This is a genomic window from Rhizobium vallis (genome assembly GCF_003985155.1).
Lineage (GTDB): Bacteria > Pseudomonadota > Alphaproteobacteria > Rhizobiales > Rhizobiaceae > Rhizobium > Rhizobium vallis.
The window spans coordinates 409613-434257 of record NZ_ML133689.1; the positions used below are offsets into that span (position 1 = coordinate 409613).

Annotated in this window: 27 protein-coding genes and 1 tRNA gene; 15 read left to right on the plus strand and 13 right to left on the minus strand. The window is 61.8% G+C overall.

The window, feature by feature from the left end:
• Positions 1–137: 137 nt before the first annotated feature.
• The 3 genes from EFQ99_RS15075 to EFQ99_RS15085 all read right to left on the minus strand — a co-directional run bounded on the left by EFQ99_RS15075 (position 138) and on the right by EFQ99_RS15085 (position 1950).
• Entirely contained in the window at positions 138–401 is a 264-nt protein-coding gene (locus tag EFQ99_RS15075; RefSeq protein ID WP_126921808.1) for a DUF982 domain-containing protein, read from the minus strand.
• 254 nt (positions 402–655) lie between these two features.
• A tRNA-Arg gene (locus EFQ99_RS15080) sits at positions 656–732 on the minus strand.
• Positions 733–786: 54 nt separating this feature from the next.
• Positions 787–1950 carry a M20 aminoacylase family protein gene (locus EFQ99_RS15085; RefSeq protein ID WP_126921809.1) on the minus strand — a complete coding sequence of 388 codons (1164 nt, stop codon included), beginning with the start codon at positions 1948–1950 and terminating at the stop codon, positions 787–789.
• Positions 1951–2106: 156 nt separating this feature from the next.
• Between EFQ99_RS15085 and EFQ99_RS15090 the strand changes: the two genes are divergently transcribed.
• Positions 2107–3240 carry a D-alanyl-D-alanine carboxypeptidase family protein gene (locus tag EFQ99_RS15090; RefSeq protein ID WP_126921810.1) on the plus strand — a complete coding sequence of 378 codons (1134 nt, stop codon included), beginning with the start codon at positions 2107–2109 and terminating at the stop codon, positions 3238–3240.
• A 24-nt stretch (positions 3241–3264) separates the two neighbouring features.
• Positions 3265–4437 carry a CobW family GTP-binding protein gene (locus EFQ99_RS15095; RefSeq protein WP_126921811.1) on the plus strand — a complete coding sequence of 391 codons (1173 nt, stop codon included), beginning with the start codon at positions 3265–3267 and terminating at the stop codon, positions 4435–4437.
• A gap of 104 nt (positions 4438–4541) precedes the next feature.
• Here the strand turns inward: EFQ99_RS15095 and EFQ99_RS15105 are convergent, their stop codons facing one another.
• The 5 genes from EFQ99_RS15105 to EFQ99_RS35045 all read right to left on the minus strand — a co-directional run bounded on the left by EFQ99_RS15105 (position 4542) and on the right by EFQ99_RS35045 (position 8347).
• On the minus strand, positions 4542–4766 hold the full coding sequence (locus tag EFQ99_RS15105) for a sulfurtransferase TusA family protein (RefSeq protein WP_126921812.1): 225 nt from the start codon (positions 4764–4766) through the stop codon (positions 4542–4544).
• Between the two features lie 5 nt (positions 4767–4771).
• Positions 4772–5998, minus strand: coding sequence for a L,D-transpeptidase family protein (locus tag EFQ99_RS15110; protein WP_126921813.1), 1227 nt, complete (start codon positions 5996–5998; stop codon positions 4772–4774).
• A gap of 197 nt (positions 5999–6195) precedes the next feature.
• Positions 6196–7149: an acetyl-CoA carboxylase carboxyltransferase subunit alpha gene (locus EFQ99_RS15115; RefSeq protein ID WP_064707917.1), complete on the minus strand. Its 954-nt coding sequence runs from the start codon at positions 7147–7149 to the stop codon at positions 6196–6198.
• A gap of 62 nt (positions 7150–7211) precedes the next feature.
• Positions 7212–8165, minus strand: coding sequence for a site-specific tyrosine recombinase XerD (gene xerD, locus EFQ99_RS15120; protein WP_126921814.1), 954 nt, complete (start codon positions 8163–8165; stop codon positions 7212–7214).
• 5 nt (positions 8166–8170) lie between these two features.
• Complete coding sequence (locus tag EFQ99_RS35045; protein WP_164736378.1) at positions 8171–8347, minus strand: hypothetical protein; 177 nt, start codon at positions 8345–8347, stop codon at positions 8171–8173.
• Positions 8348–8495: 148 nt separating this feature from the next.
• Between EFQ99_RS35045 and EFQ99_RS15125 the strand changes: the two genes are divergently transcribed.
• From EFQ99_RS15125 to EFQ99_RS15135, 3 genes are read left to right on the plus strand one after another with little or no spacing between them, the layout of a single operon-like run.
• The gene (locus tag EFQ99_RS15125) at positions 8496–9086 is read left to right on the plus strand and encodes a shikimate kinase (protein ID WP_126921815.1); all 591 of its coding nucleotides are present in this window, start codon (positions 8496–8498) and stop codon (positions 9084–9086) included.
• A complete protein-coding gene (gene aroB / locus EFQ99_RS15130; RefSeq protein ID WP_126921816.1) occupies positions 9083–10213 on the plus strand; it encodes a 3-dehydroquinate synthase in 1131 nt (376 codons plus the stop codon). The genes EFQ99_RS15125 and aroB overlap by 4 nt, the downstream gene beginning before the upstream one ends.
• Positions 10210–11523 (plus strand): HlyC/CorC family transporter, encoded by a 1314-nt coding sequence (locus tag EFQ99_RS15135; protein WP_126921817.1) that lies wholly within the window; start codon positions 10210–10212, stop codon positions 11521–11523. The genes aroB and EFQ99_RS15135 overlap by 4 nt, the downstream gene beginning before the upstream one ends.
• A gap of 45 nt (positions 11524–11568) precedes the next feature.
• Here EFQ99_RS15135 and EFQ99_RS15140 read toward each other — a convergent pair whose 3' ends face one another.
• Positions 11569–11853 (minus strand): BolA family protein, encoded by a 285-nt coding sequence (locus EFQ99_RS15140; protein ID WP_208722761.1) that lies wholly within the window; start codon positions 11851–11853, stop codon positions 11569–11571.
• A gap of 102 nt (positions 11854–11955) precedes the next feature.
• Here EFQ99_RS15140 and EFQ99_RS15145 point away from each other — a divergent pair, with 102 nt between their 5' ends.
• The 5 genes from EFQ99_RS15145 to EFQ99_RS15165 all read left to right on the plus strand — a co-directional run bounded on the left by EFQ99_RS15145 (position 11956) and on the right by EFQ99_RS15165 (position 17484).
• On the plus strand, positions 11956–12573 hold the full coding sequence (locus tag EFQ99_RS15145; RefSeq protein ID WP_088682896.1) for a J domain-containing protein: 618 nt from the start codon (positions 11956–11958) through the stop codon (positions 12571–12573).
• Between the two features lie 310 nt (positions 12574–12883).
• The gene (cobS, locus tag EFQ99_RS15150; protein WP_126921818.1) at positions 12884–13876 is read left to right on the plus strand and encodes a cobaltochelatase subunit CobS; all 993 of its coding nucleotides are present in this window, start codon (positions 12884–12886) and stop codon (positions 13874–13876) included.
• A gap of 13 nt (positions 13877–13889) precedes the next feature.
• Complete coding sequence (cobT, locus tag EFQ99_RS15155) at positions 13890–15791, plus strand: cobaltochelatase subunit CobT (protein ID WP_126921819.1); 1902 nt, start codon at positions 13890–13892, stop codon at positions 15789–15791.
• A gap of 24 nt (positions 15792–15815) precedes the next feature.
• Complete coding sequence (locus EFQ99_RS15160) at positions 15816–16814, plus strand: esterase-like activity of phytase family protein (RefSeq protein WP_126921820.1); 999 nt, start codon at positions 15816–15818, stop codon at positions 16812–16814.
• Between the two features lie 103 nt (positions 16815–16917).
• Positions 16918–17484, plus strand: coding sequence for an ATP-binding protein (locus tag EFQ99_RS15165; RefSeq protein ID WP_126921821.1), 567 nt, complete (start codon positions 16918–16920; stop codon positions 17482–17484).
• Positions 17485–17498: 14 nt separating this feature from the next.
• Here EFQ99_RS15165 and EFQ99_RS15170 read toward each other — a convergent pair whose 3' ends face one another.
• The gene (locus tag EFQ99_RS15170; RefSeq protein WP_126921822.1) at positions 17499–18134 is read right to left on the minus strand and encodes a VUT family protein; all 636 of its coding nucleotides are present in this window, start codon (positions 18132–18134) and stop codon (positions 17499–17501) included.
• A gap of 111 nt (positions 18135–18245) precedes the next feature.
• Positions 18246–18545, minus strand: a complete 300-nt coding sequence (gene rpmB / locus EFQ99_RS15175; protein WP_003567078.1) for a 50S ribosomal protein L28 — start codon at positions 18543–18545, stop codon at positions 18246–18248.
• Positions 18546–18786: 241 nt separating this feature from the next.
• On the opposite strand from rpmB, the gene EFQ99_RS15180 reads away from it, so the two are divergent.
• Both EFQ99_RS15180 and yddG read left to right on the plus strand, forming a co-directional pair.
• Entirely contained in the window at positions 18787–19566 is a 780-nt protein-coding gene (locus EFQ99_RS15180; protein WP_126921823.1) for a DUF3108 domain-containing protein, read from the plus strand.
• Positions 19567–19596: 30 nt separating this feature from the next.
• Positions 19597–20487 (plus strand): aromatic amino acid exporter YddG, encoded by an 891-nt coding sequence (gene yddG, locus EFQ99_RS15185; protein ID WP_126921824.1) that lies wholly within the window; start codon positions 19597–19599, stop codon positions 20485–20487.
• Positions 20488–20490: 3 nt separating this feature from the next.
• On the opposite strand, the gene EFQ99_RS15190 is transcribed toward yddG, so the two are convergent.
• Both EFQ99_RS15190 and gloB read right to left on the minus strand, forming a co-directional pair.
• A complete protein-coding gene (locus tag EFQ99_RS15190; protein WP_126921825.1) occupies positions 20491–20913 on the minus strand; it encodes a cupin domain-containing protein in 423 nt (140 codons plus the stop codon).
• Entirely contained in the window at positions 20913–21683 is a 771-nt protein-coding gene (gene gloB, locus EFQ99_RS15195; RefSeq protein ID WP_126921826.1) for a hydroxyacylglutathione hydrolase, read from the minus strand. Before gloB ends, EFQ99_RS15190 begins: the two co-directional genes overlap by 1 nt.
• A gap of 53 nt (positions 21684–21736) precedes the next feature.
• On the opposite strand from gloB, the gene EFQ99_RS15200 reads away from it, so the two are divergent.
• The 3 genes from EFQ99_RS15200 (at position 21737) to EFQ99_RS15210 (ending at position 24627) form a co-directional block, all read left to right on the plus strand.
• Positions 21737–22513, plus strand: a complete 777-nt coding sequence (locus EFQ99_RS15200; protein WP_126921827.1) for a class I SAM-dependent methyltransferase — start codon at positions 21737–21739, stop codon at positions 22511–22513.
• 93 nt (positions 22514–22606) lie between these two features.
• Positions 22607–23704 carry a histidinol-phosphate transaminase gene (gene hisC / locus EFQ99_RS15205; RefSeq protein ID WP_208722762.1) on the plus strand — a complete coding sequence of 366 codons (1098 nt, stop codon included), beginning with the start codon at positions 22607–22609 and terminating at the stop codon, positions 23702–23704.
• Positions 23701–24627 carry a prephenate/arogenate dehydrogenase family protein gene (locus EFQ99_RS15210; protein ID WP_126921829.1) on the plus strand — a complete coding sequence of 309 codons (927 nt, stop codon included), beginning with the start codon at positions 23701–23703 and terminating at the stop codon, positions 24625–24627. The genes hisC and EFQ99_RS15210 overlap by 4 nt, the downstream gene beginning before the upstream one ends.
• Positions 24628–24645: the final 18 nt, after the last annotated feature.

The following is a 24645-nucleotide window of genomic DNA, read 5'->3' on the forward strand; positions in this document are numbered from 1 at the left end:
GCATAGATGATTGCATTCGGTATTCGATGGAGAAGGCGAACCCGGTGGCAGCCGAGCGTCTAACCCTCGGATTTGAGGGGGACAGCAGAGGTCCGTACCTAAAGGTAGAGAGTGCTGCCGCAGGTGAGCAAAAGCCGTCAGTGCAGAACAGTGATAGCCGTAACGCCAGCCTCGTCTGCAGCGCGAATAATCGCTGCTCTGAGTTGCTCCGGGTCGGTGTTGCCCTTCACTACATCAAGACAGATTTCGATCGCCGCAAGAAACGCCTCTCCGTCATCGGAAGGGAATTCCTTTATGAGCGTGTTGGCAGCCCCGATGGCCGTCCTGACGGAAAATAGTCTGTCGGGATCCTTAAACAGAAGGATCACGGGAGCAAACTCGATCGAGGTGTCCCATTCCATTACATAACACTCCAGATGGGATAGCGTACTCTTAACGATGCAAGAGGCGTGCCAATGCACGCGATGGGTTACATTCGCCGCAATGCCTGGCGGATTGGCTTATCTCTCGATCTGTGAGGCGCCAGCGACCTGAAGCAGTCCGCGGGCATCCTGGCGGACGCTACCCCGTTGAAACGTCTGGAAATCAAGGGAAGCACATGCAGCATATTTGCGCCGTGGAACGCGAATTTATATCAACTAAGTTTTTCAAAAAATGGTGATCCCGACGCGATTCGAACGCGTGACCCCCAGATTAGGAATCTGGTGCTCTATCCTGCTGAGCTACGGGACCACTTGCATGCCATGCATACAAAAGGCTTGGCGCGAAGCCAAGCCTTAATTGTTGTCAGAGGCCGAGGCGCTGTTCGGCGAGGCGGACCCAGTAGGAGATGCCATGGGCGATAGCTTCGTCGTTGAAGTCGTAGGCCGGGTTATGGAGGCCGGCGCTATCGCCGTTGCCGATGAAGATGAAGGCGCCGGGGCGGGCGTTCAGCATGTAGGAGAAATCCTCACCGCCCATCATCGGATCGATCTCCGGATTGACGTTTGCCTCGCCGGCGATGGCGCTGGCGGTGGCCACAGCATGCTCGGTCTCGTCGGGGTGATTGACGGTGACGGGATAATTGCGGTGGAAGCTGATCTCGACCTCGGCGCCGTGGGCTGCAACCAGTCCCTCGACGATCTGCCGGAACCGGGTCTCGGCGAGCGTGCGCACCTCTGGATCGAGGGTGCGGACCGTGCCGGCGAAGGTCGCGTCATTCGGGATGACGTTATGGGCGAAACCGGCATTGAACTTGGTGACCGAGACGACGACCGAGCGCAGCGGATCGGCGCTACGCGAGGCGATCATCTGCAGGTTGGCGACGATCTGCGCGCCGATGGCGATTGGGTCGATCGTGCGGTGCGGCTGGGCGGCGTGGCCGCCGCGGCCCTTGATGGTGACGGTGAATTCATCGGTTGCCGCCATGATCGCACCCTTACGGATGGCGAACTGGCCGACGGGCAGGCCCGGCAGGTTGTGCATGCCGTAGACCTCTTCGATGCCGAAGCGCTCCATCATGCCGTCCTTGACCATCAGGTTGCCACCACCACCGCCTTCTTCGGCGGGCTGGAAGATGACGGCGACATTGCCGTTGAAATTGCGGGTCTCGGCCAGGTATTTCGCCGCGCCGAGCAGCATGGCGGTATGGCCGTCATGGCCGCAGGCGTGCATCTTGCCTGGTGTTTTCGAGGCCCAGGGCTTGCCGGTGATCTCCGTCAGCGGCAAGGCGTCCATGTCGGCGCGCAGGCCGACGGTGCGGCCGCCTTCGCCCTTGCCCCTGATCAGGCCGACGACGCCGGTGCGGCCGATTCCGGTGACGATCTCGTCGACGCCGAATTCCTTGAGTTTCTCAGCGACGAAAGTGGCCGTGTTTTCCACCGCGAAGAGGAGTTCGGGCCGCGCGTGTATATGGCGGCGCCATTCGGCGACTTCGTCCTGCAGTTCGGCGGCTCTGTTCAAAATCGGCATATTGGCGTTCCTGTTATGAAATCCCGGCAATCGTTCATCGCTTCACAAGGGCGTGAGACTGTGCAAATTACTTCGTCAATGACCTTTGCCATGTCATAGCCATATAGGCTAGATAGATGAAGCTTTCGAGATTTCCTGATATCTGAAGGATGAGCCGTGTCGACGAGCCACTTTGGTTTATTTGCCGCTTCGCGGCAGCTTAGCTTCATAGTCGCCGCGACTGCCGGTTTTCTTGCCTCCGTTCCGCTCGCCCAGGCCAATCCGCATATTCTCGTCGACGTGCAGACCGGCCGCGTGCTGGAACACGAAGAAGCCTTCCGCAAGTGGTATCCGGCCTCGCTCACCAAGCTGATGACCGTCTATACGGTGTTCGATGCGATCCGCGCCGGCCAGATCAGCCTCGACACGCCGATCGTTATGAGCAAGCGCGCCGCCGCGCAGCCGGCCGCCAAGATGTATTTCAAGCCGGGCCAGAAGCTGACGCTCGATAGCGCGCTGAAGATCCTGATGGTGAAGTCGGCCAACGACATCGCGGTTGCGGTCGCCGAAGCCGTCGGCGGCACGCAGGAAGCTTTCGTGACGCGGATGAACGGCGAGGCGCTGAAGCTCGGCATGACGGATTCGCATTTCATCAATCCGAACGGCCTGCCCGGCAAGGGGCAATATACGACGGCCCGCGACCTGGCGGTGCTGACAGTGGCGCTGCGCCGCGATTTTCCGCAATATGCGGGCTATTTCTCGCTTGAGGGCTTCACGACAGGCCAGCAGAACGTGCCGAGCCTCAACATGCTGATCGGCCGGTTCGCCGGCGCCGATGGCATGAAGACCGGTTTCATCTGCGCCTCGGGCTTCAACCAGATCGGTTCGGCGACGCGCAACGGCCACACGCTCGTCTCGGTCGTGCTCGGCACCGACAGCCTTGCGGCGCGCGCCGATGCGACCGCGAACCTATTGCAAAAGGGCTTCACCACGCCGTTTCCGGTCAGTGATACGCTGGCTTCGCTGAAGCCTTACGGGCAGGGTCGAGACCAGGTCGCCGACATTACCGCCGATATCTGCAGCGCCAAGGGCGCCAAGATACGCAGCGAAACGCGCGACGAGGTCGGCCGCATGAAGGTGCAGTCGCCCTACATCCAGGAAATGGACCACGAGCCGCAATTCGTCTTTGCCGGCCTCATTCCGGGCCAGGATCCACAGCCGGCTCCGCAGCCGGAAAAAGTGGCGGGCGGCGATACGGCGGGTGGGATCGCCAATGTGCCGGTGCCGATGCCCCGCCCGACATCTTTTTGAGATGAGCTTTTAAGGTAAAACCATATGAGCGCGCTTAACGACAGGATTCCGGTCGCCATCCTGACCGGCTTTCTCGGCGCCGGCAAATCGACGCTGCTCAACCGCATCCTCAAAGATCCAGTCATGAAGGACGCGGCCGTCATCATCAATGAATTCGGCGATGTTGGCATCGATCATCTGCTTGTGGAAAGCTCGGGTGATTCGATCATCGAGCTGTCGGATGGCTGCCTCTGCTGCACCGTACGCGGCGAACTTGTGGATACGCTGGCAAACCTGATGGATGCCGTGCAGACGGGCCGCGTCAAGCCGGTGAAGCGCGTCGTCATCGAGACGACGGGCCTTGCCGATCCCGCGCCCGTCATGCAGGCGATCATGGGAAATCCGATCATCGCCCAAAATTTCGAGCTCGACGGCGTCGTCACGGTTATCGATGCGGTGAACGGGCTGCAGACGCTCGACAACCACGAGGAAGCGCGCAAGCAGGCGGCGGTGGCCGACCGGCTGATCATCTCGAAAAGGTCGATGGCCGAGCAGACGGATGCCTTGGAAAGGCGCCTCAGGGCGCTCAATCCGCGCGCCGTGATGATGGATGCCGACAGCGCAGAGGCGGGCAGCGCGACGGTGCTGGTGAACGGGCTTTACGATCCCGCCACGAAGATCGCCGATGTCGGCCGCTGGCTGCAGGACGAAGATGCACATGAGGCGCATCACAATCACGACCACGGTCGTGATGGACACCACGATCACGATCATGGCCATCATGATCACCACCATCATCACGATCATGGGCATCAGGACCCGCACGACGTCAACCGTCACGATGCTTCGATCAGGTCCTTTTCCATCGTCGAGGAGAAGCCGATCGATCCGATGGCGCTCGACATGTTCATCGATCTCCTGCGTTCGGCCCATGGCGAGAAGCTGCTGAGGATGAAGGCGATCGTTTCCGTCTCCGACCGGCCGGAACGGCCGCTGGTCCTGCACGGCGTCCAGAGCATCTTCCATCCGCCGGTGCGGCTGCCGGCCTGGCCAGATCCGAAGGACCGGCGCACGCGCATGGTGCTGATCACCAGGGATTTGCCGGAAGCCTTCGTCAAGGATCTCTTCGACGCCTTCCTTGGCAAGCCGCGCATCGACATGCCGGACCGTGCGGCGCTGTCGGACAATCCGCTCGCTATTCCGGGATTACGAATTTAAAGCGCGTCGCGATCTTTCAGATTCGCTTCTAGCGCTTTAGGTCTTTGTTTTGACGCATGTCGTTGTCGCAAAACCGCTGCAAACTTTTGCGCGACATGCTCTAGTCAGCGTTTCCGGATCAGGAAGCGGTGGCCGCTTTCGGTCTTTGCCGTCTCGACCAGTTCGTGGCCGTCCTCATTGCAGAAATGCGGCATGTCGATCACAGCAAGCGGGTCTGTCGTGTCGACCTGAATGAGCGCGCCGGCCGGCATGGCGGCGAGCTTCCTGCGTGTCTTCATGACAGGGAGTGGGCATTTCAGGCCGCGAAGATCGTAAAGAACGGGGTTCAAGCCGTTCAGTTCCTCGCCCAGAACTTCCAGAACGGCTTCTTCGTGGCAGCTTCTGCCGTTTCCTGCGGCTCGGGCGCCGCAAAGGCCAGCGGGTTCTGCTGCGGCACCGGCACGACCGCGGGCGCTGCTGCGGCGACTGCGGTTGCCTGCGGCTGAGCGGGCGTTACGGGCGTGGCGCCCGTTGCGGTCTTGGCGGTGAGGCTCTGGGCGGTACGCTTGGCCATCAGGTCTTCGAGTTCGGCGACTTTGACCATGCGGCCGGCTTCCAGCGAGGTGCCGGTCGGCGCGAAGGCGAGTTCGCGGCCCTTGCGCGTCTTGGCGACCACGGCCTTGCGCTCGGCCTCGGACGGATCGTACCAGGCCATGCCGTCAAATTTGCTCATCGCCTTGGCGTAATCGGCATCATAGGTCTTGCCGTAGGAGGCAAGGGCAGCCGTCAGCGCCGGCGGCGTCGACATGGCGGGGCACTTTCCGGCGGCGTTGAAGGCGCCGCCATCCGTTGCCTGCTGGTTGAAGACGTATTTCTTCTCGCAGACGTTGACCTCGGGCGGGCGCTTCGTCACTTCGAAATTGTCGTAGCCGACCTTCAGCATCTTCCAGAAGTCATAGCTCGAGTCGAGGCGATGCTTGACCATGTTTTCCGCCGTCATGCGGAAGGGGAAGGCCTGCAGTTGCACCGTCGACTGGCCGCCCTTGAAGGCGTCGCGGGCGAAGGCATAGATCTCCAGCACCTGCTGGTCGGTCATCGAATAGCAGCCCGACGACGAGCAGGCGCCATGGATCATCAGGTCGGAGCCGGTGCGTCCGTTCACCGCGTCGTAGCGGTTCGGGAAGCCGGTGTTGATCGCCAGATAATATTTCGAATTGGGGTTCAGGTTGGCGCGCGTCAGCTCGTAGAAGCCTTCCGGCGCCTGCCGGTCGCCGGTCTTGACCTTCGGACCGAGACGGCCCGACCAGGCGCAGATCTTGTAATCGGCGATCTTCTCGAAACGGTTGTCGGTCTTCGCCTTCCAGATCTCCATGGCACCTTCTTCCTTGAAGATGCGGATCATGATCGGCGAATTGCGGTCCATGCCCTTGGCGGCCATGGCGTTGAGGATATGCGCGGGAAGCGGCTGCTCGACCTTGTTCTTGACCGTGGAAAGATCGACCTGCGCGGTTTCCAACGCATCATTGCAGCCGGCCAGAGCCAGCGCCATGAGGGAAACATAGGCAAAATGACGTATGCGCATTCAAACTAGCCCATAAAGATGATGCGACCCGATCCGCCTATGGAGTCCGGGCACGAAACGGAATCATAAGTGGCTTATACTTCACAAATTCTTAACAGCCTATGACTTGCCCGGAACACCCCCGCAAGCGCAAATGTCACAGATAACATTAATGTGGCCAAGGTTTGGCCTCAATCCCCAAAGATCGAGGTCTTACCCTAGAGATTGCGGCCCATATTCAGGAATTTCTGCCGCCGCTCGTTGCGCAGCTGTTCGCCGGAACGCGACGCCATTTCGCCGAGCGCATTGGCGATCACATCGCCGGTTGCGGCTATCACGCTGTCGGGATCACGATGGGCGCCACCGAGCGGCTCGGAGATGATGCCATCGATGACGCCGAGCGATTTCAGGTCCTCGGCGGTGATCTTCATGTTGGTCGCCGCCTCCCGGGCGCGGGTGGAATCGCGCCAGAGGATGGAGGCTGCCCCTTCCGGTGAGATGACGCTGTAGATCGAATGCTCAAGCATATAGACCCGGTTGCCGGTGGCGATCGCAATCGCGCCGCCCGAGCCGCCTTCGCCGATGACGACGGAAACGAGGGGAACCTTGACGCCGAGGCACATTTCCGTCGAACGGGCGATCGCTTCGGCCTGGCCGCGCTCTTCGGCGCCGACGCCGGGATAGGCGCCTGCCGTATCCACCAGCGAAATCACCGGCAGGCCGAAACGATCGGCCATTTCAAGGATGCGGATTGCCTTGCGGTAGCCTTCCGGACGGGGGCTGCCGAAATTGTGCTTCAGGCGGGTCTTGGTATCGTTGCCCTTTTCCTGGCCGATGACGGCGACGGGCTGGCCACGGAAGCGGGCAAGGCCCGCCTGGATCGCGGCATCCTCGGAAAACTTGCGGTCGCCGGCAAGCGGGGTAAATTCCTGGAACAGCGTCTTGGCATAGTCGACGAAATGCGGGCGCTGCGGATGGCGGGCGACCTGCGTCTTCTGCCAGGGATTGAGCTTGGAATAGATTTCGACGATCGCCTCACGGACGCGAACTTCCAGCCTGCCGATTTCATCGGTGGTGTCGATGCTCTCGTCTTCCGTTGCGAGCTTCTTCAGCTCGATGATCTTGCCTTCGAGGTCGGAGATCGGCTTTTCGAAGTCGAGATAATTGTGCATGAGGTGCGTTTCCGTTCCTTGTGCCTGGGGCGTTTTCCTGGCTCCGCCCCATGTCGCCGGTCCTATTCGTGCTTTTTCGCCTGTTTGGCAAGGGGGTGATGCGTCTGGACGAGCTGTTGGAGCCTCTCTTCGAGGACATGTGTGTAGATCTGCGTGGTCGAAATGTCCGAATGGCCGAGGAGTTCCTGCACGACGCGCAGATCGGCGCCGTTGGCAAGCAGGTGGCTTGCAAAGGCGTGGCGCATGACGTGCGGCGAGATCATCGACGGCGTCAGGCCGGCGCGGATCGCGAGATTCTTGAGGTCGCGGGCGAAAACCTGGCGCGGCAGGTAGCCCTCCTTCGAGGCGGACGGAAACAGCCAGGGGCTTTCCTGCGGCTCCTTGGCGGCGGCGTTTTCGGCCGCCAGCAGGCGTCCGTAGGATTTGAGTGCCGATATTGCTGATTGCGACAGCGGCACCAGCCGCTCCTTGTTGCCCTTGCCACGGATCATCAGGAAGCGGCCTTCCTGATCGAGCACGCGGGCCGGAAGCGAGACGAGCTCGCTGACGCGCATGCCGGTGGCATAGAGCAGCTCCAGCAGCGCCAGCATGCGCAGGCGCTGCAACTGGCCAGGTGCTGCATCCCCCGCCTCTGCCTCAGCTTGGGAAAGCAGCCTGCCGACCTCCTCGACGCCCATCGTCTTCGGCAGGGGACGTCCCTTCTTCGGTGCGTCGAGAATACCTGTAGGATCGTCGGTGCGAATGCCTTCGGCGTAGAGGAACTTGTAGAACTGGCGCATGGCTGCAAGCCGGCGCGCCTGCGAGGAGGGTTTGAAGCCCTGGCCGGCGAGCGAGGAGAGATACGCGGCAAGGTCGGCGGAGGCGGCTTCGATAAGCCTTATGCTGCGGCCGTTCAGGAAGGAGAGGACGTCTTCGAGGTCGCGCTCATAGGATTGCAGCGTATTGGTGGCCGCGCCGCGTTCGGCGCTCATCATTTCCAGGAAAGATTCCACATGGACGCGGCCGAGATCCCTCATGTCTCTCACTTCCTGGTCGAGTCGATCGTGCCAGTCGCAGGCGGATTGACCCGCTCGGACGGAATGCGGATCGTGACGTCACGCTGCCGCGGCTCGACGAAGGTCACAAGCGCCCACATCGCTCCGTAGACCGTTCCGGCGAGGATCGCGCAGAAGAACAGGAAACGGAACAGGGTCGGCATCCGGCAACTCCTTCATGCTCTGGTTCTGTTATAAGAAGCGTACTCGCAAGTGCAAGAAGCGGTATTCAAGCCATGATTCCCTTGTCCGCGACTTGACGCTCCACCTGCATTTGTCGATACGGTTTGCAAACAAAGTGTGAATGGACCGATGAGTGACCCACTGCTGACCGTTGCTGACAGCCTGAAAGACAGAGCTCGTGCCGCGCTCGGTTCACGCAATCTGATCCTCGTCGGCCTGATGGGTGCTGGAAAATCCGCGGTCGGACGCATCGTTGCCAGTCAGCTCGGCATTCCCTTCATCGACAGCGATCACGAAATCGAGCGCGTTTCGCGCATGACCATCACCGAACTTTTCGCGGCCTATGGCGAGGAAGAATTCCGGGCGCTGGAAGCGCGGGTCGTGAAACGGCTCCTGAAGAGCGGGCCACGCGTCGTCTCCACAGGCGGTGGCGCCTTCGTCAACGAGCGGACGCGCAGGCATATCAGGAAGGGCGGCCTTTCCGTCTGGCTGAAGGCGGATCTCGATGTGCTTTGGGAGCGGGTCAACAAGCGCGACACGCGGCCGCTGCTCAAGACTGAAAATCCGAAGCAGACGCTCGAAAACCTGATGAACGCGCGTTATCCGATCTATGCGCAGGCAGACCTCACCGTGCTCTCGCGCGACGTGCGCAAGGAAATCATGGCGGACGAGGTGCTGAAGGCCGTGATCGAAGCTCAGAAAGAAAGTGCAGCATCATGAATGCGATACCTTCCGCCCCCGCCGTCCAGACGGTGCACGTGCCGCTCGGCGAGCGCGCCTACGATATCCTGATCGGGCCGGGACTGATCGCACGGGCAGGCGCCGAGATCGCCTCCCGCCTCAAGGGCCGGAGGGCTGCTATTGTCACCGACGAGCATGTGGCGCCGCTCTATCTCGAAGCGCTGCTGGCGAGCCTCGATGCGGCGGGCATCGCCGCGGCCAAGGTGGTCCTGCCGGCCGGCGAGAAGACCAAGAGCTTCGAACATCTTATCACGGTCTGCGACAAGGTGCTCGAGGCCCGCGTCGAACGCAACGACTGCGTCATCGCGCTCGGCGGCGGCGTCATCGGCGACCTCACCGGATTTGCGGCCGGCATCGTGCGTCGCGGCGTGCGCTTCGTGCAGGTGCCGACCTCGCTGCTGGCGCAGGTCGATTCCTCCGTCGGCGGCAAGACCGGCATCAATTCCCGGCACGGCAAGAACCTGATCGGCGTCTTCCATCAGCCGGACCTGGTTCTGGCCGATGCGGATGTGCTGAATACGCTGAGCGAGCGCGAGTTCCGCGCCGGATACGCCGAGGTCGCGAAATACGGACTGATCGACAAACCTGACTTTTTCGCCTGGCTGGAAGCCAACTGGAAGGCGGTTTTTGCCGGCGGCTCCGCGCGCATCGAGGCGATTGCCACGAGTTGCCAGGCGAAGGCCGACGTTGTCGTCGCAGACGAGCGCGAGAACGGCCAGCGGGCGCTGCTCAATCTCGGCCATACTTTCGGCCATGCGCTGGAAGCGGCAACGGCCTATGACAGCCGCCGCCTCGTGCACGGCGAGGGCGTTTCGATCGGCATGGTGCTGGCGCATGAATTCTCCGCTCGGATGAACCTTGCAAGCCCCGACGATGCGCGGCGCGTCGAAAAACATCTGAAGGAGGTCGGCCTGCCGACTCGCATGTCAGAGATTCCGGGCGAGCTGCCGCCGGCCGAAACGCTGATGGACGCGATTGCCCAGGACAAGAAGGTCAAGAACGGCAAGCTCACCTTCATCCTGACGCGCGGCATCGGCCAGTCCTTCGTCGCCGACGATGTTCCCGCCTCCGAAGTGATCAGCTTTCTCCGGGAAAAACATCCTTGATAACGATCGAAGGCGCTCTGGCATTTCTTGAGACATACTGGCCGGAAATCCTTTCGATCATGGCGCTCGTGCTGATGTCCGCCTTCTTTTCAGGCTCGGAAACCGCGCTGACTGCTGTTTCGCGCAGCCGTATCCATACGCTGGAGGCGAACGGGGACGAACGCGCCGGGCTGGTGCGGCAACTGATCGAACGGCGCGACCGGCTGATCGGCGCGCTGCTCATCGGCAACAATCTCGCCAATATTCTCTCCTCTTCGATCGCCACCAGCGTTTTCCTTGGGCTGTTCGGCAATTCCGGCGTGGCGCTGGCGACGCTGGCAATGACCGTCATTCTGGTCATCTTCGCCGAAGTGCTGCCGAAGAGCTGGGCGATTTCGACGCCTGACCGCTTTGCGCTTGCCGTGGCATTTCCGGCCAGGCTCTTCGTTGCCGTCGTCGGCCCGGTTTCCTCCTTCGTCAATGCAATCGTGCGGCGGATTCTTTCGCTATTTGGCATCAATCTCTCGCGGGAGGTATCGATGCTGACGGCGCATGAGGAGTTGCGCGGCGCCGTCGATTTCCTGCATCGCGAGGGATCGGTGGTGAAGGCCGACCGGGATCGCCTTGGCGGTGTGCTCGACCTCGGCGAGCTGGAATTGTCCGACATCATGGTCCATCGCACCGCGATGCGGGCGATCAACGCCGACGATTCGCCGGAAGCGGTGGTGCGCGCCATTCTCGAAAGCCCTTACACGCGCATGCCGCTGTGGCGCGGCACAATCGACAACATCATCGGCGTCGTTCACGCCAAGGATCTCTTGCGGGCGCTTGCCGAGCCGAACATGGAGCCGCAGAACCTCGACATCGTGAAGATCGCCCAGAAGCCCTGGTTCGTGCCTGACAGTACCAACCTCGAAGATCAGCTCAATGCTTTCTTGCGCCGCAAGCAGCATTTCGCCGTCGTCGTCGACGAATATGGCGAGGTGCAGGGCATCGTCACGCTGGAGGATATTCTCGAGGAAATCGTCGGCGACATTTCCGACGAACACGATATCGAGATGCAGGGCGTGCGCCAGGAGGCGGACGGTTCCGTCGTCGTCGACGGCGGCGTGCCGATCCGCGACCTGAACCGTGCGCTCGATTGGAACCTGCCGGACGAGGAGGCGACGACGATCGCCGGCCTGGTTATTCACGAATCCATGACCATCCCGGAAGAGCGCCAGGCTTTCACCTTTTACGGCAAGCGTTTCATCGTCATGAAGCGGGAGAAGAACCGCATCACCAAGCTGCGCATCCGTCCCGCGCAGGAAGACGACACGAAACCGGGCTGATCCCGCTTGGATTGCGGGCGGCCAATATCCATTTAGGCTGTGCGGCTACCAGCGGGTCGGTTCATCGGGTGCCGCCGGTTCGACGGCGAGCGCGTGCAATCCGGCATCGAGTTCCGATTTCAACAGGTCGGTGATGGCCCGGTGGCGCGCCAGCCGCGACATGCCGGCAAATTTTGCCGAAACGATCCTCACCCGCATATGGGTTTCGCCGGTGCCCGTCATGTCGGGCTGATGGCCGGCATGCAGATGGCTCTCGTCGATGACGCTCAGGCGTTCGGGCGCGAAGGCTTCGACAAGTTTTTCTTCGATGCGGGTCCGCAGGGTCATCATCCGGTCTTGCTGCTTCGCGAAAAAGGTTCCCACCAAGCCAGTAACATTCCCATTTGTCAATTCTTGTTGTCGCTTCGCGGCAGTCCCATAATTAGCGCCGTCATGAGACTTGATTCAAAATATTTCGACCGCATCCGAACACGCCGCAAACGCGAGCAGGAGACAGAGCAGGCGCCGCCTACCTGTCAGTGGGACGGCTGCGACAAGAAGGGCTCTCATCGCGCTCCCGTGGGTCGCAATGCGGAGGGGCAGTTCTTTTTGTTCTGCTTCGAGCACGTCAAGGAATACAATAAGGGCTACAATTATTTCTCCGGTCTCTCGGACGGTGAGATCGCGCGCTACCAGAAAGAGGCGATCACCGGCCACCGGCCGACATGGACGGTCGGCGTCAACAAGTCGGCGAAGGACAGCCCGCTGCATTCCGAGGTCCGCTCCGGCGCCTATTCGCGCGTTCGCGATCCCTTCGGCTTCGTCAAGGAAGGCGGCAAGGGCAGCGGCCCGCGCTTTCCCCAGGCGCGCAAGCTGAAATCGCTCGAAAGCAAGGCCTTCGACACGATGGGCCTTCATGCCAATGCGACGTCAGCGGAGATCAAGAGCCGCTACAAGGAACTGGTCAAGAAACATCATCCGGATGCCAATGGCGGCGACCGGGGCTCGGAGGAGCGTTTCCGCGCCGTCATCCAGGCCTATCAATTGTTGAAGCAGAACGGTTTTTGTTAATTCCCGTCCTTGCTCTTGGGCTTCAATCGGGTATGGTCCAAATCGGCTGAGGCTGCAGGCAAACGCGGCTCACATTTGTGCGTTTTCCCGACATCGCCTCCGCCGACCTTCCGGACGCGGCGTTTCTTGTCCGGGACTCTTTCAAGAATGCTCGCACGCGGTCATTATCCCGCCGAGGTTTCGTTTCAGTCCCGGAGAAGTATCGCCGACGTTCCGACCTGGACGGGCGCGGAATGAAAATCGCGGCGTCACGGTTGCGACATGGCCTGAGACAGTTTGGCCGGGTGGCATCACCCGCCTTGGAGACATGATGAGCAAGATCGACCTGGATATATCAGAACTGCCCGATACCACCGTTTCGGTCCGCGAGGCCTTCGGCATCGATTCCGACATCCGCGTTCCCGCCTACAGCAAGGGCGACGCCTATGTGCCTGATCTCGACCCCGATTACCTGTTCGACCGTGACACGACGCTCGCCATTCTCGCAGGCTTCGCGCATAACCGCCGCGTGATGATCTCCGGCTATCACGGCACGGGCAAGTCCTCGCATATCGAGCAGGTGGCGGCGCGCCTCAACTGGCCTTGCGTGCGTATCAACCTCGACAGCCATGTCAGCCGTATCGATCTCGTCGGCAAGGATGCGATCGTCGTCAAGGATGGCCTGCAGGTCACCGAATTCAAGGACGGCATTCTGCCCTGGGCCTATCAGCACAATGTCGCGCTCGTCTTCGACGAATATGATGCCGGCCGGCCCGACGTGATGTTCGTCATCCAGCGCGTGCTGGAATCTTCCGGCCGCTTGACGCTGCTCGACCAGAGCCGCGTCATTCGGCCGCACCCGGCTTTCCGCCTGTTTGCGACCGCCAATACGATCGGCCTCGGCGACACGACCGGCCTCTATCACGGCACGCAGCAGATCAACCAGGCGCAGATGGACCGCTGGTCGATCGTGACCACGCTGAACTACCTGCCGCATGACCACGAAGTGAATATCGTCGCCGCCAAGGTGAAGAGCTTCGGCAAGGACAAGAACGGCCGCGAGACCGTGTCGAAGATGGTGCGTGTCGCCGACCTGACGCGCGCCGCCTTCATGAACGGCGATCTCTCCACCGTCATGAGCCCGCGCACGGTCATCACCTGGGCTGAAAATGCCGAGATTTTCGGCGATCTCGCCTTCGCCTTCCGCGTCACCTTCCTCAACAAGTGCGACGAGCTGGAACGCCCGCTGGTCGCCGAGCACTATCAGCGCGCCTTTGGCGTCGAGCTGAAGGAAAGTGCCGCCAACATCGTTCTCGGAGCCTGAGGCCCGACCGATCATGGCAGCTCGCGGTGACAATTCGAAAGCAAAGCCCGGTGCGCCCGTCGACGTCGAGCCGTTGCGCCGGGCAATAACCGGCTGCGTCCGCTCGATCGCCGGCGATGGCGATGTCGAGGTGACCTTCGCCAACGAACGGCCGGGCATGACCGGCGAGCGCATCCGGTTGCCGGAGCTTTCCAAGCGGCCGACGGCACATGAGCTGGCGGTCACCCGCGGGCTCGGCGATTCCATGGCACTGCGCCTCGCCTGCCATGACGAGAAGGTGCATACGACCATGGCGCCGCAGGGCTCGGACGCCCGGGCGATCTTCGATGCCGTCGAGCAGGCGCGCGTCGAGTCGATCGGCGCGCTGCGCATGGAGGGCATGGCTGCGAATCTGCGCTCGATGACCGAGGAGAAATATTCCAAGGCCAATTTCACCGGCATAGAGCGTCAGGAAGACGCGCCGATCGGTGAAGCCGTCGCGATGATGGTGCGCGAGAAGCTGACCGGCCAGCGCCCGCCTGACTCCGCCGGCAAGGTGCTCGATCTCTGGCGGGGCTTCATCGAGGACAAGGCGGGCTCGGAACTCGACAACCTTTCGAACGCGATCAACGACCAGCAGGCCTTCGCCAAGGTCATCCGCAACATGCTGTCGGCCATGGAAATGGCCGAGGAATATGGCGACGATGACAGCCAGGCCGATGATGACGACCAGTCGGAGCAGGAGGATCAGCCGAGCGGCGACGAGCAGGACCAGGACGAAGTCGACGAGGATGCCGGCACCGATGCCGCGCCCGTCGAGGACAGCGAGGTCGCCGACGAGCAGATGGAGGACGGCGAGACCGAAGGCGCCGAAATCTCCGACGACGACATGATGGAAGAGGGTGAGGACGATTCGGAAACACCGGGCGAGACCCGCCGTCCGAACACGCCTTTTGCCGATTTCAACGAGAAGGTCGATTATCACGTCTTTACCGAAGAGTTTGACGAGATCATCACCGCCGAGGAACTCTGCGATGCCGCCGAGCTGGAGCGCCTGCGCGCCTTCCTCGACAAGCAGCTGGCGCATCTGCAAGGCGCGGTCGGGCGTCTCGCCAACCGGCTGCAGCGCCGCCTGATGGCGCAGCAGAACCGCTCGTGGGATTTCGACCTGGAAGAGGGCTATCTCGATCCGGCCAGGCTGCAGCGTATCATCATTGATCCGATGCAGGCGCTGTCCTTCAAGATGGAGCGCGACACGCAGTTCCGCGATACTGTCGTCACCCTGCTCATCGACAATTCCGGCTCGATGCGCGGCCGGCCGATCACGGTTGCCGCCACCTGCGCCGATATTCTCGCCCGCACGCTGGAGCGCTGCGGTGTCAAGGTCGAGATCCTCGGCTTCACCACCAAGGCCTGGAAGGGCGGGCAGGCGCGCGAAAGCTGGCTTGCCGGCGGCAAGCCGCAGACGCCGGGCCGGCTGAACGATCTGCGCCACATCATCTACAAATCGGCCGATGCGCCGTGGCGGCGGGCACGCTCCAATCTCGGGCTGATGATGCGCGAGGGCCTGCTCAAGGAAAACATCGACGGCGAGGCGCTGATCTGGGCGCACAATCGCCTGCTCGCGCGCCGCGAGCAGCGCCGTATCCTGATGATGATCTCGGACGGTGCGCCGGTCGACGATTCGACGCTGTCGGTCAATCCGGGCAATTATCTGGAACGGCATCTGCGCGCCGTCATCGAGCAGATCGAGACGCGCTCGCCTGTGGAATTGCTGGCGATCGGCATCGGGCATGACGTGACGCGCTATTATCGCCGCGCCGTGACGATCGTCGATGCGGACGAGCTTGCCGGCGCGATGACCGAGCAGCTTGCCTCGCTGTTCGAAGATCAATCCGCCCAGCCGCGCGGCGGCCGGCTACGCCGTGCCGGCTGACGCCGTTCCAGGGAAACGCCGGGGATGACGCTCAAGCGCCTCAGCCGCGCGGCGGTTATCGCCCTCTGCATCGCAGCCGGCGCCTTCCCGGCATGGGCCGGCCCTGAGGTGCCGGTCATTAGCCGGCAAATTTCTGACTTCAGGATCGGCTCGTCGGAGACGAAATTCGGCACGCTGGAATTTCTCGGCGGGTTGGAAATGGTTTCCAGCAAGGCGCTGTTCGGCTCGCTCTCTTCCATCCGTTTTCGGCCGGACCAGAAACATTTTGTCGTCGTGCTCGATACCGGACAGTGGCTGACCGGCGGCATCGAGCGCGATGTCAAGGGCAGGCTTTCGGGTCTATCGGATGTCGAAATCACCCCGATGAAGAACCGCTCGGGGCGAAGCTTCGAGGGCAAGGGGCATATGGATGCAGAGGGTCTGGCGCTCGATGGCGACCGGGTGCTGGTCTCCTTCGAGCAGGATCATCGCGTCGACGTCTATCCCGATCCCGGTTTTGCCGAGTCGGGAGCGATCGCCTCCCTGCCGATGCTCATCCCGCGCAAGATGCTGAGCGACAATCGCGGCATCGAGACCATTGCCGTGGCGCCCGCATCCAGCCCGCTGCAAGGGGGCGTGGTCATCGTCTCCGAGCGCGGTCTCGACAGTGACGGCAACCGGATGGCGGCCATCCTCAGCGGGCCGCTGAAAGGGCGTTTTGCGGTCGAGCGGGATGGTGCCTTCGATGTCACCGACGGCGCCTTCCTGCCGAATGGCGATCTGCTGCTGTTGGAGCGCCGCTTCAACATGGCCGAAGGCATCGGCATGCGCCTTCGGCGCATTGAGGGCGCCGACATCCGGCCCGGCGCCGTGGTTGGCGGCGAGCTGTTGCTCGAAGGCAATTTCAACTCGCAGATCGACAATATGGAGGGCCTCGATGCTTTCCAGGCCGCCGACGGCACGACCCATATCATTCTGGTGTCGGACGACAATCATTCGATCCTGCAGCGCAATCTGATGCTGGAATTCCGCCTCTCCGAATAGGCTTTGTGTCGGGGCGTCAGATGGATGTCATATGGCTTGGCTATCGGAGTGGGCCGCAATCGGCTGATCGCGGCATCGGGAAGCAGCATTCGGAGGGAAAGTCATGGTGCATATCCATGTCATGGGCGCGTCCGGTTCCGGCACGACATCGCTCGGTCTTGCGCTCGCCGAAAGGCTCGATATCGCCCATCTCGATACTGACGATTTCTTCTGGCTGCCGACCGACCCGCCGTTCACGACGCCGAGGGATGCCGTCGAGCGCATCCGGCTGCTCCTCGATGAGGCGGGGCGGCATGACGGCTGGATACTCTCCGGCTCGGCGCTGAAATGGGGGAGGCAGATCGAGCCGTTCTACGATCTGATCGTGTTCCTCAGGATCGAACCGGAGCTTCGAATGGCGCGCATTCGTGCGCGGGAGATCGCCCGATATGGAAACAGGATCGGGCCTGGCGGCGACATGGAAGTCAAGAGCGGGGAATTTATGGAATGGGCGGCAAGTTACGATACATCAGGTCCCGAACGCCGCAGTCTCGCCGCGCATGAGCAATGGCTGGAAACGCAGACGGCGCCGGTATTGCGGCTCGATTCATCGCGAGACATCGATGATCTCGTCGCTGAGGTTCTCTTGCATCCCGCGATCGCCGCCGGTGCGGTCCGGCGGCGGCGATAATTTCGGGGAGGTTCTCAGCTGGCGCGTGCGGGCTGCATCGGCCGCAGCACGTTCATCAGCGCGCCGTAAGGCAGCAGCATGACGAGGCCGACGATCATCTTCACGGCGAAATCGCCGAGCGCCCAGGAAATCCAGCGCGGGGCCGCAGCGGCGAACACGCCGAGGATCGGAGCCGATTCGAGCGCGAACGGCTCGTTTGGGCCGAGGAAGACGAAAAACGCGGCAAAGGAAAGCGAGAAGAACATCACCGTATCGAGCGCCGAGCCGATCAGCGAGCCGACGAGCGGTGCGCGCCACCAAGCTTGGCGGCGCAGGCGGTTGAAGACGGCGATATCGAGCAGTTGGCCGGCGAGATAGGCCGAGCCGGAGGCGATCGCGATACGCGGTACAGAGGTGAAGAAGGAGAGGCTAACGCCGACGACGAAGCCGGCAAAGACAACCTTGCGGGCTGCCTGCGGGCCGAACTGGCGGTTGGTCAGGTCGGTGATCAGGAAGGCGACCGGATAAGAGAAGGCGCCCCAGGTCAGGATGTCGGCGAGATTGATGCCGGCGACTTCGGCGTTCAGCGGAAACTGGACGAGGAAGTTGGAGGCGACGACCACGAGCGTCATCAGGGCGACATAGGCAATGGTATAGCGGGTCTTCAGCATTTTTTTATCCTGGGTGATGCCACCAGTTGGAGAAGCAAACCGGCAAAGCAAAAGGCTTGTCCGGTATTATCCGTCAAGCCTTTTGAAGCCGTATGAAAGAAGGGCGGAAGCTTACGCTGCTACAGCGGCTTCGGCGGTCTTCTTGACGATCTGACGACGCAGCAGGCGCGCGCGCATCGAGAGTTCGTTTTCGCTTGCCTTGATCAGGAAGGCATCGAGGCCGCCACGGTGCTCGACGGAACGAAGAGCAGCAGCCGAAACGCGAAGACGATAACGCTGGTTGAGAGCGTCTGAGATCAGCGTTACCTGGCACAGGTTCGGCAGGAACCGGCGCTTGGTCTTGTTGTTGGCATGGCTGACATTGTTACCAGTCAGGACGGCCTTGCCGGTCAATTCGCACACGCGGGACATGGAACACCTATTCTTGTTTTTCTCGGGCCATCGAATTGCCATTCCCGACAAAATCGGGCTCGCAATCCAACAGGCATGATTGGAAAGTTGCGGTTCTATAGTCAGACAGGTTGCCCGCGTCAAGCCAAACCTTGGCCTTTCCCGCAATTCTGTCAAAAAGCTGCTGTTTTCTTCCCTTCACGGCGGGAGTATAGAGCGCTCAGCAAGGGCTGCCTGCGCCCGGCAAAACAAGGCTTCACTTATGGCTCATTCGGGCAGACGGATTTTCATTTCGGCCATCGCCGCGCTTCTTGCCATACCGGCATCGGCGGCCGAAATCCAGCATCGGACGGTATATCGGGTGGCGCTCGCCGGCCTGCCGATCGCGCGCGCCGCATTCCTGACGCAGATCGAGGACGATCACAGCTACAAGATCGCCGGCGACATCAATTCCGCCGGTCTTGCCGATCTCGTCACGACGATTTCGGCCAAGACCAGCGTCACCGGCGTCGTGCGAGACGACAGGCTGCAGGCGCAGAAGTATTCGCTCTACTACAAGAGCGGCAAGAAGGCCCGCGTCTACGAGGTCAGCTACCGCGACGGCAACATCATTTCGGCGACGACGACACCACCGCCGAAGCGTCCGAAGAACTGGATCGATGTCACGCCGCGTGACATGCGCTCGGTGCTCGATCCGATCTCCGGCCTTGTCTTCACCGGGGATACCAAGGTCTGCTCGCAGACGCTGCCGATCTTCGATGGCGAGACGCGCATGGATCTGGTGCTGTCGCCGAAGGGCGACGAGGATTTCTCGACCGACGGCTTCAAGGGCAAGGCTGTTGTCTGTAGCGTGCGCTTCGTGCCGCGGTCCGGCTACAAGAAGGGCCGCAAGGACATCGATTATCTCAGCAAGAGCGACCGGATGGAAATCTGGTTTGCCAAGTCGGAGGCGGCCAATGTATATGCTCCGGTCTATGTGCGCATTCCCACAGAATATGGAATGGTGACGATCACTGCCGTCAAATACGGCAGCGTTGGCTGACGGAGCTTTCGCCTCCGTAAAGGGGGACAGGTGAAGCTTCGCGCGACGGCGATCGGTTTTGCGGCCATTCTGATGTGGTCGTTCCTGGCGCTCCTGACGGCCTCTTCCGGCAAGATGCCGCCGTTCCAGCTTTCGGCAATCTGCTTTGCGATCGGCAGTATTCCCGGCCTCGTTGTGCTTATCCTCAACCCCGCGCGGCTGGCACTGCTGAAGCAGCCTGTCCGGGTTTGGATCACCGGTATTGCCGGTCTTTTCGGCTATCACTTCCTTTATTTCACCGCACTCAGGAACGCGCCGGCGGTGGAGGCGGGGCTGATCTCCTATCTCTGGCCGCTTCTGATTGTTGTCGGTTCGGCGCTTCTGCCAGGAGAGCGGCTGCGCTGGTATCACGTGGCGGGCGCGCTTGCCGGGCTTAGCGGCACCTTCCTGATCGTCGGCCGCAACGGCATCGATTTCGATGGGGCTTACGCGGTCGGTTACGGCGCCGCATTCCTCTGCGCCTTCACATGGTCGGGCTATTCCCTGCTGACACGGCGTTTCGAGGCCGTCTCCACGGATGTGGTCACTGGCTTCTGCCTTGCGACCTCCATCCTGTCGTTCTTCTGCCATCTCGGCCTGGAGACGACCGTCTGGCCGGGAAGCAGCTTCGAATGGGTCGCCGTCATCGGGCTCGGCCTCTTTCCGGTGGGGGCCGCCTTCTATGCCTGGGATTACGGCGTCAAGAATGGCGATATCCAGATCCTCGGTGCGGCAAGTTATGCCGCGCCGCTGCTTTCGACGCTGATCCTGATGCTGTTCGGATTTGCCGAGCCGAGCTGGCGCATTGCTCTCGCCTGCCTGCTCGTCACTGGTGGGGCGGTGCTGGCTGCCCAGGAAATGTTCCGCCGCAAAATCCCGGCGCAGTCTGCGGCAGCGGAGTAGGCGTCAACTGCCGGGCTTCCAATCCGGCGGGGCCATCTCGAAGCTCGAAAATTCGAAGCCAGGTGAGACGGTGCAGCCGACCAAGGTGAAATCCCCGAGGGTTTCCGCCGATTGCCACCAGTTGGCGGGAACGACCACCTGCGGCCGCTCGCCGGCGGAAAGATTGGTTCCGAGTGTCAGGGGCTCGCTAACTTTTCCGTCTTCCGAACGGTGCAGCGCCAGCGGCGCGCCGGCGTAATGATGCCAGACCTCGGCCGCGTCGTGAACGCGGTGCCAGTGCGAGCGCTGTCCCCTGGTCAGGAGATAATAGATTGCCGTCGAGTGGCCGCGCTCTCCGCCCGCCGTATCGCGGAATGTCTGCACATACCAGCCACCTTCGGGATGCGGCTGCATGCCGAGTTCGCGGATGATCTCCTCCGGCGACATCAGAAATTGTCCTTACGCTTGCGGATCTCGGCAAAGACTTCCTCGTTCGTCTTGCCTTCCATGACCAGATTGCGGCGGATCACCGGATCGGCGGCGCGCAGGAACGGGTTGGTTTCCTTTTCCAGGCCCAGCGTCGTCGGAATGGTGAATTTGCCTTCGGCGCGCAGGGCTTCGATCTCGGCGGCGCGGCTCTTCAGGCGCTCATTGCCGGGATCGACCGTCAGTGCGAAACGGGCGTTGGACAATGTGTATTCGTGGCCGAAATAGACTGATGTTTCATCCGGCAGAACGGCGAGCTTCTGCAGCGAGTGCCACATGTCGGCGGCAGGGCGTTCGAACAGCCGGCCGCAGCCGAGTGCAAACAGCGTGTCGGCGGCAAAGAGCAGCTTGTCGTCGACGAAGTGATAGCAGATATGGCCGGCGGTGTGGCCCGGTGTTTCGATGACGTTGACCATGTGATCGCCGAAATGGAAGCTGTCGCCATCGGCCATCGTCCGGTCGAGGCCGGGAATGGCGATGGCCTCGTTGATCGGGCCGATGATTTCGCAGCCGAACCGCTCCTTCAGCGCCAGATTGGCGGCGACATGGTCGGTGTGGTGGTGGGTGGTGAAGATATGGGTGATCTTCCAGCCGCGCCGCGTCGCGGCTTCCAGAATCGGCGCCTCCTCTGGCGCGTCGATCGCCGCGGTAAACCCTGTCTCCACGTCGTGCACCAGAACGCCGAAATTGTCGGTGCGGCAGAGAAAAACGTCTAATTCCAAAGGTTTCATCGTCAAATAATCCCTTGTCCCACGACTCTCGCGGGAATGTAGAGAGTCCGGCCTTGAAGTCCAACAGCCCGCTGATAACATTTATCGCAATGCACGCCGATATTGTCGACCTACGTCAGTTCTATCATTCCGAACTCGGACGCCTCGCCGAGCAGTCGATTGCCATGGCGCTGTCCTCGCTCTGGGTGCGGCTGCCGCAGGAGCGTCTGGTCGGCCTCGGTTATGCCGTGCCTTTCCTCGACCGCTTCCAGGCCGATACCGAACGCACTTTCGCCTTCATGCCCGCCGGGCAGGGCGCGGTGAACTGGCCGATGGGCTCGCTTTCGTCGACGACGCTTGTCTTCGACGAGGAACTGCCGCTGCCGGATTCGTCGATCGACCGGGTGCTGATGGTGCATTCGCTGGAATTTGCCGAGAGCCCGCGCGAGACGCTGAAGGAGCTCTGGCGGGTGCTGGCGCCGGGCGGACGGCTCATCATCGTCGTACCGAACCGGAGAGGGGTCTGGGCACGCATGGAGCATACGCCCTTCGGCTCGGGCCGGCCCTATTCGCGCGGCCAGCTGACGCATCTGCTGCGCGAAACGAATTTCACGCCGGGGGCGACGGCCGAGGCGCTGTTCTTTCCGCCTTCCAAGCTCAGGACCATCCTGCGCCTTCGCCGCGCCTTCGAGCGGATCGGCCGAACGCTGTGGCCGGCCTTCTCGGGCGTCATCATCGTCGAGGCGCAGAAGCGGCTCTATCAAGGCCTGCCGGTCGCCGCGCGCGCCTCGCGCCGCGTCTTCGTGCCGGTTCTTGCACCCCATGGCGTGCCGACGACGCGCAGCCGGTGATGCCGTTCCCGGCTCTCGACAAGAACGGCATTCCGCTTTAATGCCACTTGGTCATTTTCCGGAAAAATCCAAGGTCGACCCATGAGCGTTGAGATGAGCAAGCCCGTTCCGCGTCCCGGTATTCTCGATATCGCCGCCTATGTGCCGGGCAAGGAACATGCGCCGGGCGTTGCCCGCGTCTACAAGCTTTCGTCCAACGAAACGCCGCTCGGGGCGAGCCCGAAAGCGATCGAAGCCTTCAAGGCGGCCGCCGACAATCTGGGGCGTTATCCCGACGGGCAGGCAATCGAACTGCGCGAGGCGATCGCCGCCGTGCATGGCCTCAATCCGGCAAACATCCTCTGCGGCAACGGTTCCGACGAACTGCTCGGCCTGCTCTGCCACGTCTATCTCGGTGCCGGCGACGAGGGCATCATCACCGAGCATGGTTTCCTCGTCTACAAGATCCAGATCCTGGGCGTGGGTGCGACCCCCGTCGTTGTTAGGGAAAAGAACCATACCGTCGATGTCGACGCGATTCTCGCCGCGGTAACCGAAAGGACGAAGATCGTCTTCATCGCCAATCCCGGCAATCCCACCGGCACCTATGTTCCCGTCAGCGAAATCCGCCGCCTGCAGGCAGGCCTGCCGAAACATGTCGTGCTCGTGCTCGATGCGGCTTACGCAGAATATGTGCGCCGCAACGATTACGAAGCCGGTATCGAGGTTGTGTCTTCCAACGCCAATGTGGTGATGACCCGCACCTTCTCGAAGGCCTACGGTCTTGCGGCGCTGCGCGTCGGCTGGATGTATGCGCCCGCCGATATTGTCGATGCGGTGAACCGCGTGCGCGCTCCGTTCAACCTGAATGCGGCGGCGATTGCCGCCGGTGCCGCGGCCATCCGCGACCAGGCCTTCGTCCAGCAGGCCGTCTCATTCAACCAGATGTGGGTGGAGACGCTGACGGAGGCCCTCGAAGCGATCGGGCTGAAAGTGACGCCCTCCGTCGCCAATTTCGTCCTCATCCATTTCCCTGACATCGACGGTAAGCGCGCGGCGGATGCCGACGGGTTCCTCACCAGCCGCGGTTACATCCTGCGCGCCATGCGCGGCTACGGCTTTTCCAATGCGCTGCGCATGAGCGTCGGCCCCGAAGAGGCCAATCGCGGCGTCATTGCCGCGCTCGGCGAATTCATGGGACGTCAGGCATGAGCGTGCAGTTCGACCGCATCGCGCTGATCGGCATCGGCCTCATCGGCTCTTCGCTAGCCTATGACATCAGGCGGCTCGGCCTGACGAAGGAGATCGTCGTTGCGACACGCAGCGCCGATACGCTGAAGCGCGCCGAAGAACTCGGCCTCGGCGACCGCTACACGACGTCTTCGGCGGATGCCGTCAGGGATGCCGACCTCATCATCGTTTCGGTTCCGGTCGGCGCTTCGGAAAGCGTGGCGAAAGAGATCGCGGGAAGTCTGAAGCCGGGGGCTATCGTCACCGACGTCGGCTCCACCAAGGCTTCCGTCATCGCGCAGATGCAGCCGCATATGCCTGATAACGTGCATTTCATCCCTGGCCATCCGCTGGCCGGCACGGAGAAATCCGGCCCGGATGCCGGTTTTCCCGGTCTCTTCGAAGGCCGCTGGTGCATCTTCACACCAGTCGCAGGCACTGACGAAGCGGCGCTGAAGCGGCTGCGCAATTTCTGGGAGGCGCTTGGCTCGAAGGTCGACGAAATGGATGCAGAGCATCATGACAAGGTGCTGGCGATCGTCTCCCACCTGCCGCATATCATCGCCTATAACATCGTCGGCACCGCCGACGATCTGGAGACGGTGACCGAGTCCGAGGTCATCAAATATTCGGCGTCGGGCTTTCGCGATTTTACCCGCCTGGCCGCTTCCGACCCGACGATGTGGCGCGACGTCTGCCTGCACAACCGCGATGCGATTCTGGAAATGCTGGCGCGTTTCTCGGAAGATCTCGCCTATCTGCAGCGGGCGATCCGCTGGGGCGAGGGTGACAAGATTTTCGAACTTTTCACCCGCACACGCGCCATCCGCCGCTCGATCATCCAGGCCGGCCAGGATGTCGACGCACCGGATTTCGGCCGCCCCCATCCGCTGGATAAGAAGTAGCGGCCAACGCTTGACAGG